7 protein-coding genes and 2 pseudogenes are annotated in these 19,842 nt (G+C 40.8%); all 9 read left to right on the top strand.

All coding sequences use genetic code 11. The annotated features are described in order from the left end of the window. Positions 1–145 precede the first annotated feature (145 nt). On the top strand, positions 146–4,156 hold the full coding sequence (locus tag EEL30_19720; protein QDX94312.1) for an amino acid adenylation domain-containing protein: 4,011 nt from the start codon (positions 146–148) through the stop codon (positions 4,154–4,156). Positions 4,157–4,183: 27 nt separating this feature from the next. Then, on the top strand, positions 4,184–9,874 hold the full coding sequence (locus tag EEL30_19715; protein QDX94311.1) for an LLM class flavin-dependent oxidoreductase: 5,691 nt from the start codon (positions 4,184–4,186) through the stop codon (positions 9,872–9,874). 21 nt (positions 9,875–9,895) lie between these two features. Then, positions 9,896–11,500: a serine hydrolase gene (locus EEL30_19710; protein QDX94310.1), complete on the top strand. Its 1,605-nt coding sequence runs from the start codon at positions 9,896–9,898 to the stop codon at positions 11,498–11,500. Between the two features lie 42 nt (positions 11,501–11,542). After that, a complete protein-coding gene (locus EEL30_19705; GenBank protein ID QDX94309.1) occupies positions 11,543–15,499 on the top strand; it encodes an amino acid adenylation domain-containing protein in 3,957 nt (1,318 codons plus the stop codon). Between the two features lie 517 nt (positions 15,500–16,016). Beyond that, complete coding sequence (locus EEL30_19700) at positions 16,017–16,592, top strand: hypothetical protein (protein QDX94308.1); 576 nt, start codon at positions 16,017–16,019, stop codon at positions 16,590–16,592. Between the two features lie 197 nt (positions 16,593–16,789). Then, on the top strand, positions 16,790–17,299 hold the full coding sequence (locus tag EEL30_19695; protein ID QDX94307.1) for a hemerythrin: 510 nt from the start codon (positions 16,790–16,792) through the stop codon (positions 17,297–17,299). Between the two features lie 153 nt (positions 17,300–17,452). Next, positions 17,453–19,036, top strand: coding sequence for a long-chain-fatty-acid--CoA ligase (locus EEL30_19690; protein QDX94306.1), 1,584 nt, complete (start codon positions 17,453–17,455; stop codon positions 19,034–19,036). Positions 19,037–19,325: 289 nt separating this feature from the next. After that, a pseudogene (locus tag EEL30_19685) lies at positions 19,326–19,439 on the top strand (hypothetical protein). 1 nt (position 19,440) lies between these two features. Further along, positions 19,441–19,661: pseudogene (locus EEL30_19680) on the top strand (tagatose 1,6-diphosphate aldolase). Positions 19,662–19,842: the final 181 nt, after the last annotated feature.

Here is a 19,842-nt window from a genome sequence, read left to right as displayed (position 1 = left end):
ATTGTCAGTATGGAAGAAGAATTCGATATAGAATTTGAGACAAATAGATTGTTAGCATGCTTACTTTTACAGTGATTACGATGAAGCTGGAAGAAAAGCTTGGTCAGGGTTAATCACGAAGGTAGGAGAGGAGGAAAAAATAGTTATGGATAGCATTACACAAAATCTGCTTCTCTCAAGTGGAGAATTAGAAGAGGAAAGACGTTACTGGCTGAAAAAGCTGGATGGAGCAGAGCAGATCACCATTTATCCGCCTGATTTTTCGAGGGGTGAGAATAAAGAGACCGGCACGATGAGTATACCCTTTACTTTTCCGGATGAAGTAGGGGAATGGATTGTACAATTGGTTAACGGATCAGAGTACGGCATCTATATGGTACTCTTAAGCGGAATCAATTGCTTACTCTATAAATATACAGGCTACGAGGATTTGATCATTGGAATGCCTGTGTTCCATAACGATGCCACAGCAGACCTGAGCCCACTACTTGCCATACGAACGCAGATGACATCAAGTGACACCTTTCGTACCATTTTGAATCAAGTGAAGCAATCAGTAATGGAAGCAGATCAGTATCAAAATATTCCTATGGTAAAAATTCTTGATGAGCTTGCTTTGCTAACGGAAGATAAGCGCATACCGCTTTTTCCAGTGTCAGTAAGTCTCAACAACATTCATAAAGATGTACATAACAATTCGGACCTTCTTTTCCGTTTTCACTATTCTGAAGAGCAACTAGCAGGGGAAGTTGTATACTCTAAAGCATTATTTAGCTCGGAGACAATGAGGCAATTTATCGGGCATCTCTGCAATGTGTTTGCCACTTTCATGAAGAGTTCTTCTATGCCAGTAGCTGAGCTACAAGTAATGAGCAAAGAGGAATGTAATCAAATCATCTGTGATTTTAATCGAACAGAGAGATCTTTCCCACGTGAAAAAACCATTTCGGAATGGTGGGAAGTACAAGTTAAAAAGACGCCTGACCGGATTGCTGTGGTGTATAAAGACCAGTCGCTTACCTACAAAGAGGTAGATGAAAGAGCTAATCAGCTTGCGCACCATTTGCGTCGTCATGACTTTGTTCAGGCAGATGATTGTGTTGGAGTAATGGTGGAGAGAACAGAGCAAGCGGTGATTAGTTTACTTGCCGTTCTGAAATCAGGAGCAGCTTATGTACCAATTGATCCTACATATCCAACTGAGCGTATAGCTTATATGATGGAAGATAGCAGGATGAAAGCGGTAGTTACACAATCCGCTTATTTGTACCATTTAGATCATGATAATGCTGATGACAGCCAAAATATTTCTCTTGTGCTTCTTGATCAGAGTCAAGCTTTGATTGCTCAGGAACCAACCACTGCATTGGAGTCAATCCATAGCGCTGACAACCTAGCTTATGTTATCTATACGTCAGGTTCAACAGGGAATCCTAAAGGTGTTATGGTGAATCATACTAATGTAGGTAATTTTTTTATGGGGATGGATGAAAGCCTACAACCTAAAGAGGGAGATACGTTTTTATCAGTGACGACCATATCATTTGATATTTCTGTATTGGAGCTATTATGGACGATAACAAGGGGAATTCGTCTAGTATTGGCAGAACAGCAGGAGGATTCTTTTGGTGGTTACGATCACTATTTTGATCTACCAAATGTTGGATCGATTACAATGATGCAATGCACACCGTCCCGACTTAAGCTGCTGCTGGACGCTCCTAGCTCACAACGCTTATTACAGTCTCTTCGGATTTTATTAGTGGGTGGCGAAGCATTTCCTGCCCAATATGTAACTGAACTACATACGAAAACCAATGCACGAATTTTTAACATGTATGGTCCTACAGAGACTACGATCTGGTCGGCCGTATATGAGTTGCCTAGACAAGCTACTAAACAGAGCGAAAACATAACGATAGGAAAGCCAATCGCAAATACTCAAATCTATATCCTTGATCAACATCAAAAGCTGGTCCCTATCGGAGTGCAGGGGGAGATTTGTATAGCGGGTGAGGGAGTAGCCAACGGATATCTGAATCGCTTGGAACTAACACAGGAAAAGTTTGTATCCAATCCCTATGGTGCAACTGAGAACGAAAAAATGTTTAAAACGGGAGACATAGGGAAATGGTTGCCTGATGGAAACATACAATTTCTTGGACGCGCCGATCATTTGGTAAAAATACGTGGGTACCGCATTGAATTAGGCGAGATCGAAAATACATTATGCCAACATCCTGATATCTCTAATGCTGTAGTGTTGGCTCAACCAGATCATCAAGGAGATATGCAACTCTCAGCATATCTAGTCTGGAATCAAGAAGCAGGGTCAGGGACGTCGTCGCATGAAATACGTGAATATCTCATGCAGCATTTGCCCGTGTATATGGTGCCTCATTTCTTTATCAAGATATCTACTCTTCCACTTAAACCTAATGGCAAAATTGATCGTCAAGCACTCGCCAAGCTGGCCAGAAACGATGTATCATCAACACTGTTTGAAGCGGCTCGGGATGAAGAGGAAGAGATTCTCACCACTGTATGGAAGCAGGTACTTGGAGAAGATACGATTAGCATTCATGAGCGTTTTATCGATTTGGGCGGTGATTCAATAAAAGCTATGAAGGTTGTATCTGAGCTTTATAAACTTGGGTACAAACTTCAAATTAAAGATTTGTTCGAGTATCCGACGATTATAGAATTGCGGCCACATGTACAACCCATCAACCATCGGGCCAATCAGGATGTTGTCCAGGGGCTTGTACCGTTGACGCCTATTCAACACTGGTTTTTTGCCCTATCGATGGAAGATAGACATCATTTTAATCAATCGTTGATGTTATCTAGTGAGTCTGCCATTGATTATGAAAGCTTGATTAAAGTTTTGGATGAGCTAACTATCCATCATGATGCTCTACGGATGGAATATCGTCAGGAAAATAGTGATGTTGTGCAGGCTATTCGGGATACGACACAATCTGTCTATGAATGTCGTGTTGTTGACTTATCAAGTGAATCAAAACCAGAAACAGATGTGAAGAATGTCATCCAAAGCGTTTGTCGAGAACTTCAAGCAAGCCTCGATCTGTGGAACGGCAAGCTGTTTAAAGCTGCTTTGTTTCACACTGCTTACGGTGACCATTTATTCCTTACATTCCATCATTTAATTGTCGACACGGTATCGTTACGAATTTTGTTGGAGGATTTAGAACTAGGTTACCAGTTGGCGGTAAAAAATCAGCCTATTACGTTCTCAGACAAAACGGACTCTTACTTGACATGGTCACAACAACTACAAGAATACGTGAAAACGTCTGAGCTACAAAATGAGCTTGCATACTGGGAGAAAATAAAGGGAAATTCCTTTGTGAGTAGCGGTGGTATAAAGGGAAAAATGGTCGAGAACGAACGTCTTATCGGAAGTCTTTCGGCATCTGATACTCAGTTATTGTTAAAAGAGGTTCACCGCACCTACAATACCCAAATTTATGACATCCTATTGACTGGACTTGGTATGTCTCTTCGCTCATGGATGCAAATGGACAAGATCCTCATTGATGTCGAGGGTCACGGACGTCACGAGTGGAGCGATCAATTGGATATAACCCGCACTGTCGGTTGGTTTACCACGATGTATCCAATTCTTTTGGACATGAGGCATCATGCAGACCTCTCGACGCAAATTAAAGAAATAAAAGAGCACGTAAAGAGAATTCCCAATCAAGGTATAGGTTATGGTCTGCTTAAATATCTGGGAACTGACATTAACAAACAAACATTGTCAGGTGATTCGCAATCGATTCTTTTATTCAACTATCTCGGGCAAATGGATACTGGTATAGAAGATGCTGTTTTTCAGCTTTCTTCCATTCAACCAGATAGAACAATCAGCACTGCCAACGAACGCACCCATAATCTCATCTTCACTGGTATGGTCCAGAATGGAGAACTGACATTTTGGGTGGAGTATGACAGAAACGAATTTTCGCGAGTTACAATGCAGCATTTATTGGAAACCTTTTTAGGACAACTGCAAGAACTTATCCGTCACTGTACGAGTAAAAAGACCCAAGAGTATACGCCAAGCGATTTTGGAGACAACAATCTTTCTATGTCAGACTTGGATGATATTCTGAGTCTGTTAGAAGAGTGATTTCTCACACACTAGCAGAGGTGAAATATGGAGACAAACAACGCACAAATTCAGAAAATATATTCACTCACTTCGACACAAGAAGGCATGCTGTTTCATTCTATAATCGACCGTACATCTGGAACCTACTATCAGCAAGCGGTGTTTACAGTAAATGGCTTGCTAGATCCAGAACTTTTAGAAAAAAGCTTTAATCTAGTGATCGAGCGGTACGAGATTTTTCGGACGATGTTTGTATATGAAAAAATTCAAACACCCAAACAAATCGTATTGAAGGAGCGACCACTTCAGGTTCGTGTCATCGATATAACACATCTCGATGATGAAAAGAAAAAGACTTATGTCGATGATTTTATTACATCAGATCGCTCAATAGGCTTTGATCTCACTCATGACAACTTATTTAGAGTAACAGTTATTCAAACAGGTATTGATAGTTGTCACATTGTCTGGGGATATCATCATATCCTTATGGACGGCTGGTCATCAGGCATTGTTCTAGACGAGCTATTCCGCATGTATGCTTGCCTACGGGCCGAAAAAACATGTGAACTTGAAGCTGTACAGCCTTTCAGCCAGTTCGTGAAATGGCTAGAGCAACAAAATCATGAGGAAGCAAAAGCATTTTGGAACCAATATCTTGATCAATATGAACAACCAAGGAGTCTACCAGCATTAGATAGAGGAAGTGCATCAGGGCAGTTTAAACACGGTGAAATTTTCTTTGAATTAGATGAGGAGATTACCGATAAGCTGAAAGAGATTTCTAAGCAACACCAAGTTACCATCAATACGGTATTCGAAGCATGCTTCGGTGTATTTTTGCAGAAGTACAGCAATCATACAGATGTCGTATTCGGGTCGGTTGTTTCGGGTCGTCCACCTACGTTACCAGGCATTGATAACATGGTCGGCTTGTTCATTAATACAGTTCCAAAACGAGTGAAATGTGAAGATAATCAAGTTTTTTCAAGCTTACTACAAAAAATACAACGAGCTTCACTTGAGGCTAAAGATTATGAGCACTATCCGCTCTATGAAATTCAGTCACAATCTCAGCTGAAGCAAGAGCTTATTTCACACCTGTTGATTTTTGATAATTATCCATTATCAAAAGGATTAGATCGTTTGCAAGATAAACAAAACATGGGCTTTTCTGTAACTAATATACAATTTACTGAGCATCCAAATTATGATTTGACCTTGCATATTCAGATTGAACAGGTGGTAAAGATCAAGCTTATTTACAATGAATTGGTTTACAAAAAAGAGCAAGCTGAACAATTCAAAACTCATTTTATGCATATCCTTCGTACAGTTACGTCTGTGTCGGATCCCTTGATTGCTGAACTAGAATTGTTGGATCAGGTGGAAAAAAATAACATAATTAGTGAGTTTAATAAAACTGAACAATGTTTATTTGATGAAAAAACAATTCAAGACTGGTTCCATGAACAAGTAAAGAAAACTCCTGACGAAGTGGCAGTCGTCTATCAAGAACGAACATTGACCTATCGTCAACTGGATGAGTTTTCTAATCAGCTTGCACATTATTTGCGGATACAATATCAAATTCAACCCAGCGACTTAATCGGTATAATGGCAGATCGTAGTGAACAGATGATTGTAACTTTGCTGGCTATTTTGAAATCCGGAGCAGCCTATGTGCCAATCGATCCTACGTATCCAGCCGATCGCATTCGTTATATTATCCAAGATAGTCACATGAAAGTGCTCTTGACAGAATCACGTTTCCAACAACGTTTAGTAGATACGTCTGAGACTGTTAGCCTATTCCTCGATCAGATACATGCTGAGCTGGTGAAGCAGTCGACCGCTACACCGCATGTGATAAATCAAGGATCAGATTTGGCTTATGTCATCTACACATCTGGCTCGACTGGTAATCCAAAAGGTGTAATGGTTACTCATGACAATGTAAGCAACTTTTTTACAGCGATGGATCAAACGCTGCAGCCAAATGCAACAGATGCCTTTTTATCGGTAACGACGATCTCCTTTGATATTTCTGTGCTAGAACTATTCTGGACACTTACGCGTGGAATTCAAGTTGTAATTAGCCCAGATGATACGTATGAAAACTACGACAGCTTCTTGACGAATAAGGAACAGCCACAGATGGATTTCAGCGTATTCTTTTTCTCAAGCTACGATCACCAACAGGTGGACGATAAATATTCGTTGCTTTTGGAGACAACGAAGTTCGCAGATGAGCATGGCTTCAATGCTGTATGGACTCCAGAACGCCATTTTCACGAGTTCGGTGGGCTATACCCTAATCCGTCCGTAATCAGCTCAGCGCTCGCTATGATTACTCAAAACTTGCAATTGCGCTCTGGTAGCATCGTTTCTCCTTTACATGACTCACTGCGCATTGCTGAAGAGTGGTCGGTCGTGGATAATCTTTCAAAAGGACGCGTAGGCCTATCGTTTGCACCAGGATGGCATGTGGACGACTTCGTTTTACGTCCAGAAAACTATGAAGAGCGTTATGCTCATATGTTTAGACAAATGGAAGAAGTCCGCCAATTATGGCGTGGTGAGAAACTAACTCGTTCTAATGGCAAAGGATACTCCATAGAAGTTCAATCTTTTCCAAAACCAATCCAATCCGAGGTTCCAGTTTGGGTGACGACAACGGGAACTGCTGAATCTTTTATTCAAGCGGGAAAAATGGGGACTAACATCTTAACCCATTTTCTTGGGCAAGACATTCACAATTTAGCGAAAAACATTCGCCTGTATCATGAAACGCTACTTGATAACGGGTACGATCCTAAGCACTTCAAAGTGTCAATCATGTTGCATACTTTTATTGATGACGACATTGAATACGTACAAGATAAGGTAAAAAAACCGTTTTGCGATTATCTGCGATCAAGTGTCAGTTTAATTCGCAATTTAGCACAAAACCTTAACATCGGCACAGATGAGTTCGACATTAATAACGTATCAGAGGAGGATATTGAGCAAATTCTCGAAGTAGCGTTCCAACGCTATTGGAATACGGCAACATTGCTTGGTACACCAGAGAGTTGCAACAGACTGGTCGAGCAGCTCTATCATATTGGTGTTAATGAGATCGCCTGCTTACTTGACTTTGGTATCGATCATGCTTCTGTTGTCCGTGGCTTGCATCATCTTGCTCAATTCAAAGATAGATACGCCAAAAAAAGTGAGCTCGAAGCTATAACTAGAGAAACTACGACATACATTCGTCCGATCACTATGCTGCAAACTACACCGTCAAGGCTCAAGATGATTGCGGCTGATCCTAACTCACAACAATTTTTACAATCACTTGATACCTTGTTAGTAGGTGGTGAAGCGTTTCCGCCTTCACTCATGCAACAGATGCGGAGCAAAACAACTGCAAATATCTATAATATGTATGGCCCAACGGAAACGACAATTTGGTCGGCAATGCATGAGGTAGTCGACACAGATCAAATTGCCTACATTGGGAAACCGATTGCTAATACCCAGATTTATATACTTGATGAACACCACCATGTTCTACCGATTGGTGTTATCGGTGAAATATATATCGGTGGAAGGGGTGTAGTGAAGGGATACTGGAGTCGGGATAGCTTGACTTTTGAAAAATTTATTCCGAATCCATTTTCTTCTGACCCACTTTCACGATTGTACCAAACAGGTGATTTGGGACGATATCGAGCGGATGGCACGCTGGAATTTATTGAGCGGAAAGACTTCCAGGTTAAAATCCGTGGCTATCGAATGGAACTAGGAGAGATTGAAACAGCGATCCTTAGGCATTCCGATGTTGCAGAAGTAGCGATTACTACTCAAGCGGATGAGCACGGTGATAAGCAACTCATTGCCTACATGGTTTGGAAACCTAATACAGACAAAAGAAGTAAAAACGTGGCTCAACTTCGCAGCTTCCTTGCAGAGAGTTTGCCAGGTTACATGATTCCTGCTTATTTTGCTACTTTGGAACAATTGCCTCTAACACCAAATGGTAAAATAGATCGACGCGCTTTGCCTGTAGATTGGACTTTGATAGACACTGGAGTTGAGTATGTCGAGGCATCCAATGATAAAGAGGATATACTAGTTAGTGTTTGGCAAAAAGTCCTTGGTATCAACAAAGTAAGCGTCCATGACAATTTTTTCTCCCTAGGTGGAGATTCCATAAGAGCGATACAAGTGTCTTCTTTAATTCAAAAATATCAATACAAAATCCAAATTAATGATTTATTCAAATACCCAACAATCAGAGAACTGTCGCAGTATGTTAAACCAATTAAAACAAAACGAACAACCAACCAATTGGTTGAGGGGGGCGTACGTTTAACACCGATTCAACATTGGTTCTTTCAGCAAAATCTAACGGATACCCATCATTACAATCATGCAGTCATGATACATCATGAACAAGGCTGGGACGAGTTATTGCTCCGAAAAGTATTTACACGACTTGTTGAACACCATGATGCACTGCGTATGACTTTTATGATAGAAGGGGAGCGAGTCATACAGCAGATCCGTGGACTTACCGATAGGCTGTTTGACTACACATTGGTGGATTTTAGGGGCGAACATGTGACACCAGCTATTATCGAAGCCGAAGCCTCTAATATTCAAGCTGGTTTTGATCTTAGCACAGGTCCATTGATGGCGATTGGACATTTCAAAACAGATCATGGTGACCATCTGTTGATTGTCATTCATCATCTTGTAGTGGATGGAATTTCTTGGCGAATTCTGCTTGATGATCTTGCAAGTGGCTACGTGCAGGCGCTAAATGGAGAGGCGATTCACTTCCAAGATAAGACCGACTCTTTTAAAGAATGGTCTACAGAACTACATGTCTATGCCAATAGTCAAACCTTACGAAAGGAATCTTCTTATTGGGAACAGCTGGCTAAAGTGCCGGTGGTATCGTTACCTCAAGATCAGACTGTGACCGACAATAGAATGCAGGACAGTAGGACATTGACCATGCACCTAAATTCGGAAGAGACCAACCATTTATTAAAAGATGTTAACCATGCTTACAATACCGAGATAAATGACATTCTACTGACGGCTCTTGCTCTTGCAATGAGGGAGTGGACTGGCCAAAATCATACACTCATACATTTAGAGGGACATGGGCGGGAACCAATCAGTGAAAATGTTGACATTTCGCGGACGGTTGGCTGGTTTACTTCCCTTTATCCCGTAATGCTTGAAAGTAAAGAGGAAGAAGACGTAGCCTATCAAATTAAATACACAAAAGAGTGTTTGCGCAAAGTACCAAATAAGGGAATTGGCTACGGTATTCTACGTTATCTAACCTCAGTTGAAACAGAGGAAGCGAGTTGTCTCATTATGAAGCCCCAGATTATGTTCAATTACTTGGGGCAATTTGACCAAGATATCTCAACTGACACATTTCAAATCTCACCATTCAATACAGGTCCAACTCTCAGTCACAAAGTGGAGAGACAGTATCATTTTGAAATTGTCGGTATTATTCAAGATAGTACGTTACGTCTACATTTTGAATATAACGAAAAAATGTACAATTCCAGCACAGTGCAAAATATTATTACCTTATACAAAAAACATTTGCTTGCAATTATCAACCATTGTCTCAATAAGAAAGAAAATGAAATTACTCCAAGTGATGTGGGGAATGATACGCTTTCAATTGAAGAGTTGGCTGATTATCTAGAGCATTTATAGAAATGAAAAGGAGAGATTTGCATGCTACGTATTGAAGAGCTCGAGCATCAAATCATGATGGAAATGGAACAGGCCCGGGTACCGGGTCTGGCCATCGCTATTATTCATGAAAAGGAATTGATCTATGCGAATGGATTTGGTGTTACTAGTGTCCAAGACTCAGGGGTAGCTATAACTCCACAGACTTTATTTCGTATAGGTTCGATTTCTAAGTTGTTTACTGCTACGTTGATAATGCGACTGGTGGAGGAAAGTATTCTTGACTTGGATACTCCAATCACGAATTACATTCCTTGGTTTACACTTCAAAATTCTGCGTATAATCGCTTGTTAACACTCCGCACTTTATTGAGCCATTCCGCAGGTTTCAGCAACGGTGGCGATTATCTAGGGAGTCGTGAACCAGATGGTTTACGTCGTCATGTATGTGAAGAGCTTTCAAAAATTGAATTGATGGCACCACCAGGAAAACTTCATACGTATAGTAACTTCCATTACAATCTAGCTGGCTGTGTAGCGGAAGAGGTTACCGGTAAATCTTTTGCTACTTTGATTCAAGAGCTAGTCTTTTCTCCTCTAAAAATGCACAGTAGCACGTACGACCCGCTGTTTGCGATGACTCACTCGTTGGCCTTGCCGCATTATCTAAATGATGATCATATTTGTGTACTGCACCGCTTTTTGGAAAACACTGCTTATCATCCGTCTTTTTTTGCGATGTCGACGGTGACAGATTTGGCTCAGTTTGCCCTCTTACATATGAACGAGGGACGCTATTCAGAAAAACAATTACTTCAAAATAAATCGATAAAACAAATGCATGACTATAACACACCACTGTTTAACACTTATCAGAGTGGCTTTGGCTTAGGATTTTTCCTGCAAGAAACAGATGCTGGACTGCGTATCTCTCGTCATTTTGGTGATATTAGCAGCTATAGTGGTGACTTTGTTATGCATACAGAAGCAGGGAGTGCTGTGATTATTCTCAATAATCGACCATTCTCACATGACAAAATTACTCGTCTCGTTTTCGAACAATTACATCTGCCACTTGCTAAAGCAAATACCTCAAAAGGGGTAGCTAAAGTCATCAACAACAAAGAGAATTGGCAATCAATTACAGGAACCTTCTTTGGCACAAACGTAGGGTTTGTAGAAATTACGATTGAAGATCAGTTGCAGTTGACCCTAAATCAGCAACTTATACAGCTTCATTCTCAGACGGACGATTTCTTACTTGGCTATGACGAACAGGGCAATCATGTGGTAAATGTAGGAGTCGTAAGGGAAGTGGATGGCTGCGTGCAATATCTTATGATCAACAACAATCGTTGCCATCGCTACACACCGTCATCCGACATGTCTTCATCATCAACAGCGTCACTAGAAGCATGTTGTGGAACCTATTCACATCACGGATTTCCAGACTGGGTCTACCATGTTACATATCAAGACAATAAACTCTTCATGGAAGAGGATGGAGTAACAGAGGCTCTAATTCCTATTGGAGATGGTTTATTCGTGAGTGATAATTTTAAATCCGTACAATTCCACTTAGACGAACAAGGTCAAGTTCCCTATTTTCGCTTACATTGCTCTTGGAAAATGGAACGCATAGATTAATTAAATAAAAGGCTATTTTTCGCATCTAGGAGGCTGTAATCCATGACGACCAGCAAAATATCAGAAAATCTCTTACTCTCAAGCAAAAAGGTAGAAAAAGAAGAAGTATACTGGCTGGACCAAATGAAGGGAATCAGTGTGCTCTCTACGTTTCCCATCGAATATTCGCGAACATCCTTAGATTCCTACGAAAAGGGAGTCATCACTCATTCGTTCACGTTAGAGACCACAGAAAAAATTCGAACCATTGGAAATCAGTCTCCATACGCGATATTCATTATCCTTGCGACCGCTCTCGCAGACTTGCTTTCACGTTATACGGAAGCAGATGACATTGTATTTAGCATGCCTGTGTTTAATCAAAAGAAAGAAATGAAGATGGTAAATACATTACTACCACTGCGCGTTCAGGTTCAACGCAGAGAAATGACTTTTAAACATTTACTAATGCAAATGAGCAAAAACGTCAATGAAGCAAGTCAAAATTCTAACTATCCGTTCCACCTATTGATGAAAAATCTTGGTTTACAGGTTGAAGATGGTATATATCCACTGTGCAATACAAGCGTTATGCTAGAAGGCATCCATGCGAAAGATAGCGTAGATCATATAAAAGCTGACTCGCTGTTCGTCTTTTCTACTCATAAGGATAACCTGCATCTCACCCTGGAATATAATGCTAGTCTGTATAGTGAAACTCGGATGCAAATGATTGTTCATCATCTGGATAACTATCTTACCGAAGTGACTAAAGAGCCTGACAAAAGTCTAATGGACGTTTCATTCTTACGTGAAGCTGAGAAACAACAATTACTGTCTGATTTTAATCTGAGTAGCTTTGATTATCCACGTCATAAATCGGTCTCCCAGCTTTTCGAAGAGCAGGCAGAGCGTACGCCTGATAGGATTGCAGTTGTATTCGAAGGACAACAATTGACCTATCGTGAATTAAACGAGCGTGCGAACCATGTAGCATGGTTCTTACGTGGACAAGCGGTGGGGGAAGGTACCATTGTTGGTTTTATGGTGGAACGTTCCCTTGAATTACTTATTGGTATCCTTGGTATTATCAAATCGGGAGCTACATATCTACAGGTGGACCCGGATTATCCAGCGGAACGAATCAACTATCTACTTACACATTCTCAAACGACTGTGATTCTAACTCAACAAAAACATTTGGATAGCACTAATCTGAAGCAGGCTCATAGGTTTGTCATCGAAGATATTTTAGCGCAAACAGGTTATCGTACCGATAATTTGAGCCTTCCTTATAATCCTGAAAATCTCTTGTATGTACTCTATACATCAGGTTCTACAGGGAATCCTAAAGGAGCCATGATTAAACACCATTCGTTTGTCAACCTGTTGTATTGGCACATCCATGCGTTGTCGTTTACAGAAAATGAACGGGCCCTGTTAATTGCACCTAGCAGTTTTGATTTAGCACAGAAGAATCTGTTTAGTGTACTGCTATTAGGGGGAAGCCTGATTGTCTATTCACCAGGCCCATATGATTATCGCCATATGTCTGAAGTGATCGACAGAGAACAGATAACTATGATTAACTGCGCTCCGAGCGCATTTTATCCGTTGGTTCATGGGAACGTGGACGATGATTTCATTAAACTGAGAAGCCTCCGACACGTTAGTCTTGGAGGTGAACCAATCAACATGATCAAACTAAAACCTTGGATCAAATCTGTTCATTTCAAAACAGAACTCTCCAACACATATGGTCCAACAGAGTGCACAGATATTTCTAGTTACCATATTTTAGGGAATGAAGAATTAGATCAGATTACCCCCATTCCTGTCGGTAAACCAGTTCATAATGCTAAGCTCTATATTTTAGACAAGCATATGCAATTGCTTCCGCCCGGCATTCCAGGTGAATTATGTATTGGTGGAGAAGGAGTGGGAAATGGTTACTTCAACGCGTTGGAGCTAACACACGAGCATTTTGTCGACACCCCCCATCTAAACGTACCACGTGTATACAGAACAGGTGATCTGATGCGCTGGCTCGAAACTGGTGACCTCGAATTCATAGGAAGGATCGATCATCAGGTCAAAATTCGAGGATTCCGTATCGAGCTGGGGGAGATCGAAGCCAAGCTGTTGCAATACCCTGGTATGAAAGAAGTGATCGTTCTTGACAAAATAGACGACTATGGAATGAAATATTTGTTCGCCTATTTTGTTGCAGAGAATGAAGTGTCTCTTGATCACATTTCCAATTTTGTTCAAAATCATTTGCCAGATTATATGGTGCCGTCTCAATTTATGCAATTGCCTGAATTTCCGCTTACCCCAAATGGCAAGATCAATCGGTTGGCATTGACTGAGCTAAATGGTAGCCTTGCTTCATCTAGTCCGTATGAAGCTGCTAAGACTCCACTACAAGCACAATTGCAAAGAATATGGCAAAGTCTTTTGAACATAGAGAGAGTCGGAATAAACGATAACTTTTTCCGAATAGGTGGCCACTCCCTTAAAGCTATGATGTTCTTAACGATCCTTCATAAAGAACTCAATGTGAACCTTTCGATTAAACAAATCTTTGATAATCCAACCATTGAATTGTTGGCACAGGTGATTGAAGTATCTGGTGACTCCGCCTATACTCAAATTCCATTGATACCCGTGGAAGAGCAGTTGTACTATCCAATTTCCGCTGCGCAAAAGCGGATGCTGATCGTCGACGAACTAAACCAAGGGGATACAAGTTATAACATTCCATCTTGCGTAGTCATTGAAGGACCAGTCGACCCAGAACGTTTGGAAAAAGCTCTTACTCGTCTCATCGAGCGTCATGAAGCATTACGCACCTCATTTGAATGGCAAGGGGAAGAGCAGGTTCAACGCGTACATAAAAATGTAGGATTTATCATGAGTCAACACAAGTTGCAAGAAGACCAGATTGCCGATTTGATCCGAGGGTTTGTAAAACCGTTCGATTTGTCACAGGCTCCACTGTTTCGCGTTGGGTTATATCAGCTTGAAGCAGAGCGTTACTTCTTAATTATGGATATGCACCATATCATTTCTGATGGTGTATCTATGGCTATCTTGCTCGAAGATCTTATTCAATTCTATAAAGGCCAAGAATTATTGCCGTTGCCTATACAATATAAAGACTTCACACACTGGCAGAATCTATGTTTTACCTCTGAGCAAATAAAAAAACAAGAGCAATTTTGGCTTGACACGTTTGCTGGTGATCTTCCTGTTCTGCGATTGCTGACCGACTATCCACGTCCTCGTGTACGTACCAACGTAGGGGACCACATTTCGTTTGTGCTGTCTAAGGCAGAGAGTGATGAACTCAACAGCATGGCTCAAGATAGTGGATCTACCTTGTACATGGTTTTGCTGGCGGCGTACAACGTATTACTGTTCAAGTGTACGGGACAGGAAGATATCATTGTCGGTACTCCAGTCGCGGGGAGACAGCATGCTGACTTGGAGAGAGTCGTAGGAATGTTCATTAACACACTAGCTATGCGTAACTATCCGCAAGCATCCAAGACTTTTCGGGAATTTTTTGCAGAAGTAAAATTGCGTACACTGCAAGCGTTCGATCATCAAGATTATCCTTTTGATTCTCTAGTGGAAATGCTTCAAATATCGAGAGATTTGAGTCGAACTCCGCTACTTGAAACCATGTTTACCCTGCAAAATATGAATCAAGCAAAAATTGAATCAGAAGAATTAACTTATATACCCTATGAATTTTCTGATAATACCTCCAAAATGGATCTTTCAATCATTGCTATTGAGACTCCTGATGGTCTACTATTTGATCTGTACTATTCTAGTAATTTGTTCAAACGAGAGACGGCTCAAGCCTTAGGAGAAGCGTATTTACAGATAGTAAAGCAAATTCCATCTAAGATAGACGAGTCGATCGCTAGCTTTGAGCTTGGGTTACCTACAGGAGAAGAAAGTATTTCTAATGAACCGGATGCTTTCGAAAACGAAGATTTTGATTTTTAAGATTAAAGGGATTTAGGTGGGGATTGATTTACATGTTAATAGTGGTGCACGAGGATATTCAAGTTTAGGTAAGTAGTGTGTACCCATTGGAAGAAATGTAGCGGCAAGAATGTGATCTCCTTGCCGCTACATTATTTTTATCTACTCAGGACAAAGCATATAGGAGCAGAACCTGTAAGCGGTCAGTAACAACAGACTGGAGCTGCACAATATTCTGTTCCGAATTTCTTGGTTTTACTCTAGCAACTGCATCTAACAGGACCTCCGATATAATCCCATTCAATTACCCAGTGACACCCAGGTTTACAAACCTCCCACTGCGGTATATAAGGATTGGAAAAGGGTGGAGAATGATTGGGGGAATGCACTTGCAGCCTCACAGATTGCTGCTGAACCTGAAATTAAAGTAAATTTAAATGGCTTAGTTCAAGAATAACAGAGCAACAGTTGCGCTATACAAAATATGAAAAAACGAGTAGAATAACTGTATTATAACAGAGTGAGGGGAGAAATTGTTATGGTGTCATGGGAACAAGTTGAACATATGCCAATTGAACAAGTTGTAGATGAAGTGATCGAACGCCACACTAGCATTCATGCAAGCTGGAGCATTCCTCCCCGATCAGAAAAGTTGTCTGTTGCTCATTTAGTAACGGTGGATACCTTATTGTGTCAAATTAGTTTATCGAAAAGTCTCCGTCGTTGGATTGATATGCAGAGCACAGAACCTGGGGATTTATTACTAGCTTGGACCAATATTGGACTATTAGTGGAAGGTACGATGAAGTGGTTTCTAAGCATTTTTCATGAGGAGTTCCAACAAGAATGGGATCACCAGGTAGAAAAGTTTGAAGACCATTATTCACAAGAATCCTTTTTGTATATTATGAGGCAATTTTTTCATCAACGCATTTGGTTTGGAAATGGGGATTTTGACAGATGGGTGATGCATGTTAACGAGTGCCGATTCAATGGTCTTGGTGAGCAGCAACAATTGCAGAGTCGTATGGAGCGATTTGAGGAAGCTGTTCGTGTTTATTTACACTTTTTACGTTTTCATCATGAACTAGCTGAGCAGGAATTGGGGCACTAGGCAGGAGAGAGTAAGGCGTTGAGACTAAATAGGGGTAGGTATCCATAAACGAAAGAAAAACGATAGGCATCTCTATCAAAGCTGCAAAGGAGATGCCTTTTTTATTTTGGTAAAAACGTTACAACATATACACCGTGTACACCATTTCTAGTAAAAACAAGTATACTAGAAGCATATAAAAAAAGGAGGAAAGAGCCATGCATAAAGATTTATCCCCCGCTTTTGCGCAATTAAAGAACGAGCATGAGCCGCTCCGTGAATTAATGGAAGAGTTTTATGAACAAGCCATTACAATGGGGAAAACAGGGGACGAGAGAAGCTATGTCGAAAGCTTGCGATCATTAGAAGAGAAAGTAGACAGCTTTTTGGTATTGCTAGAAGAACATTCTAAGCAAGAAGAAGCTATTTTTTTCCCCATGATGTATACGCTAACGGGTGGAGAAAACGGACCTATTGCCGTCATGGAAGAGGAACACAAGGAAGCTAAAAACCACTTTGCGCGGTTCAAAGAAAAAATGAGCACGGTAGGTTTGACCATCAATAAAAATACAGCTATTATTATCGCTGACCAGGTAGCAAAGGCGTACGTAGTTTTATCAGATCATTTTATGAAAGAAGAGATGGTTCTTTTCCCAATGGCCAACCAGCTGCTCTTAGAAGAACAGAAGGACGAACTAAATAGACGTTTAATAGAAAGAAAAGGATAGAAATGACAGATAAAGGAGACTGTTCACATGTCTGAGCAGTCTCTGTGTTGGTTATGCGTTTCATGGAAAAAAAGAATGTTTTTTTATGACAAAACATTCTGGAAATAAAACAAACCCATATATAATAAGGAGAAACAGTGGGGAGGTATGGAAATGAGAGAAATTCAACGAACTCGCCGCAATACACTAGGGGACATTGTACGGAGAAGCAGTCGCCGTTTTCCGAATAAAATGGCACTTCGCTTTGAAACCGAGGAGGTTACCTACCAACAACTGGATTCATTGATCAACCAAACGGCTCAATACATTTACTCTCAAGGTTTGCAAAAAGGAGATCGGGCCGCCGTTCTCTCCCGTAACTCACTTGATTTTGCAATCGTGACGTTTGCCTTAGCAAAAGCGGGGGTTATTATGGTCCCGATTAACTACATGCTGAATGAAGACGATATCGCATATATTATGGGGCATGCAGAAGTGAATGCTTGCTTCGTTTCACCGGAATTCCTGTCTGTCGCCAACAAGGCTATTAAGTCGGCTGAATGTAATCCACGACTTCTCTCTATTATTTCTCGCCTAGCCGATCCTATAGGGGAATGGATGCCACTACGTACAATGCTTGCTCATCGGTCAACAGAGGAACCTGATGTGGACGTGGAAGATGATGATGTCGTTCAAATTATGTATACAAGCGGTACAGAGTCTAAACCCAAAGGGGTCATGCTCACTCATAAAAATTTGTTAGCAGAATACGTGAGTACAATCATAGATGGTGATATGACGGAGCAGGATATCTCGATCCATGCATTGCCGTTGTTCCATTGTGCCCAACTTCATTGTTTTTTAGGTCCCTATTTATTTCTAGGGGGTAGTGGAATTATTTTGGAACAAACTACGCCTGCTCTGATATTAGAGACGGTAGAACAGTACAGAGCAACGCAGCTTTTTTGTCCACCTACTGTCTGGATTGCTTTATTGCGATCTGAGGATTTTGAAATACGAAATTTGTCTACCTTACAAAAGTGCTATTACGGAGCTGCCATAATGCCCGTGGAAATTGTTAAAGAACTTAGTAAGCGCTTACCTCAAAGTCGGTTATATAATTTTTATGGGCAAACGGAAGTAGCACCGCTAGCAACTGTTTTAAAGCCACATGACCAACTACGTAAAACAGGCTCGGCAGGAAAGCCTGCCCTACAAGTAGAAACAAAGATTGTCGATGAGATCGGGAATGAAGTGCCTGTGGGCAGTATCGGTGAAATTGTGCATCGGACCAGCCACGCCATGCTTGGCTATTATAAGGATGAGGAGAAGACCAGAAGTGCTTTTCAAGGGGGCTGGTTTCATAGTGGTGATCTTGGTGTGATGGATGAAGAAGGGTATGTAACGGTGGTAGATCGCAAGAAGGATATGATTAAAACAGGGGGAGAGAATGTAGCTAGTAGGGAAATAGAAGAATGGATTTACCAGCATCCTAAAGTGTCTGAAGTAGCAGTAATCGGTGTTCCGCATCCGTATTGGATTGAAGCGGTTACAGCTATTGTGGTACCAAAGGCAGGAGAAGACTTGCTAGAAGAAGAAATATTGCAATTTTGCAAAAATAAACTTTCCTCTTTTAAAGCACCTAAGTTCGTTGTGCTAGCCGAGCAATTACCACGTAATCCTAGTGGGAAAATTTTAAAAAGAGAGCTACGTGTACGCTACGCAACATTGGGTGAGCAGGATGCTGGATTGCAATGAGGAGAGGCGTCTAACAAGTCATTTTTGTTAAGGAGCGAGCAGAGAGCCTTCCCAAAAAGTCTAAGAAGGCTCTTTTTTTGCGCAGAAAAAAGAGGCAGCGAGGATCGTAATCTACGGTTGAGTGGGAAATTGTTACATGCTGTTGCGTGTTTCTTACAGTAAGCTTATAAGTATTGATGTGCCATTCTCTATAGTAGAGCATGCACATTTTTTTGCACCTAGTTGTAAATGATATGGTTACAACTAGGTGATGAACGAACGATAAAAAGAAAGATGAGGTAATGTAAACATGACTATAAAAATTAAAGCTTATTCTGATTTTATATGTCCATTTTGTTTTTTAGGAAAAGGTCCTTTAGACGAGATAGTAAAGGAAAAAGGTGTAGAAGTAGAATGGATGCCCTGAAATTAACGAAAAGAAACATGCATTTCTAGAACGAATTGGTGCAGAATGTATAGCGGTAGATATCCCCTGTTTGTGGAACCAATTGTTTATGATCAAAACTTGGAAGACACTAAAAGCTTAGAGTTCGCCAAAATCAAACCTGCTAAAGTGAAAGCATCCATTCAAGAGTTTTCTAAGCCGCGATATGGCATTGATGTGTTAAAAGTAGGGGTTCCCGTTACGGAAATGGTTACAAACCAAAGGAAAATACAATATTGATCATTTAAATGAATTGCTAGATAAAGCCTCACCGAAATTATAGACTAACCCCTTTTGAGATAGGTTTGTATAAAATATAAAAGAAAAATCAGTGTATTTCTGTATCTACAGGAGTGCACTGGTTTTATTTTTAGGATTGAAA

The sequence above is a fragment of the Brevibacillus laterosporus genome (assembly GCA_007833815.1).
In the GTDB taxonomy this organism is placed as follows: Bacteria; Bacillota; Bacilli; order Brevibacillales; family Brevibacillaceae; genus Brevibacillus_B; species Brevibacillus_B laterosporus_D.
This window is presented reverse-complemented; position numbering and strand designations above follow the sequence as displayed.

What these genes read in the sequence shown, in the direction of transcription:
- EEL30_19715 (QDX94311.1), top strand. Translation starts at nt 4,184, where the DNA reads ATGGAGACAAACAACGCACAAATTCAGAAAATATATTCACTCACTTCG.
- EEL30_19695 (QDX94307.1), top strand. Translation starts at nt 16,790, where the DNA reads ATGCATAAAGATTTATCCCCCGCTTTTGCGCAATTAAAGAACGAGCAT.
- EEL30_19720 (QDX94312.1), top strand. Translation starts at nt 146, where the DNA reads ATGGATAGCATTACACAAAATCTGCTTCTCTCAAGTGGAGAATTAGAA.
- EEL30_19710 (QDX94310.1), top strand. Translation starts at nt 9,896, where the DNA reads ATGCTACGTATTGAAGAGCTCGAGCATCAAATCATGATGGAAATGGAA.
- EEL30_19690 (QDX94306.1), top strand. Translation starts at nt 17,453, where the DNA reads ATGAGAGAAATTCAACGAACTCGCCGCAATACACTAGGGGACATTGTA.
- EEL30_19705 (QDX94309.1), top strand. Translation starts at nt 11,543, where the DNA reads ATGACGACCAGCAAAATATCAGAAAATCTCTTACTCTCAAGCAAAAAG.
- EEL30_19700 (QDX94308.1), top strand. Translation starts at nt 16,017, where the DNA reads ATGGTGTCATGGGAACAAGTTGAACATATGCCAATTGAACAAGTTGTA.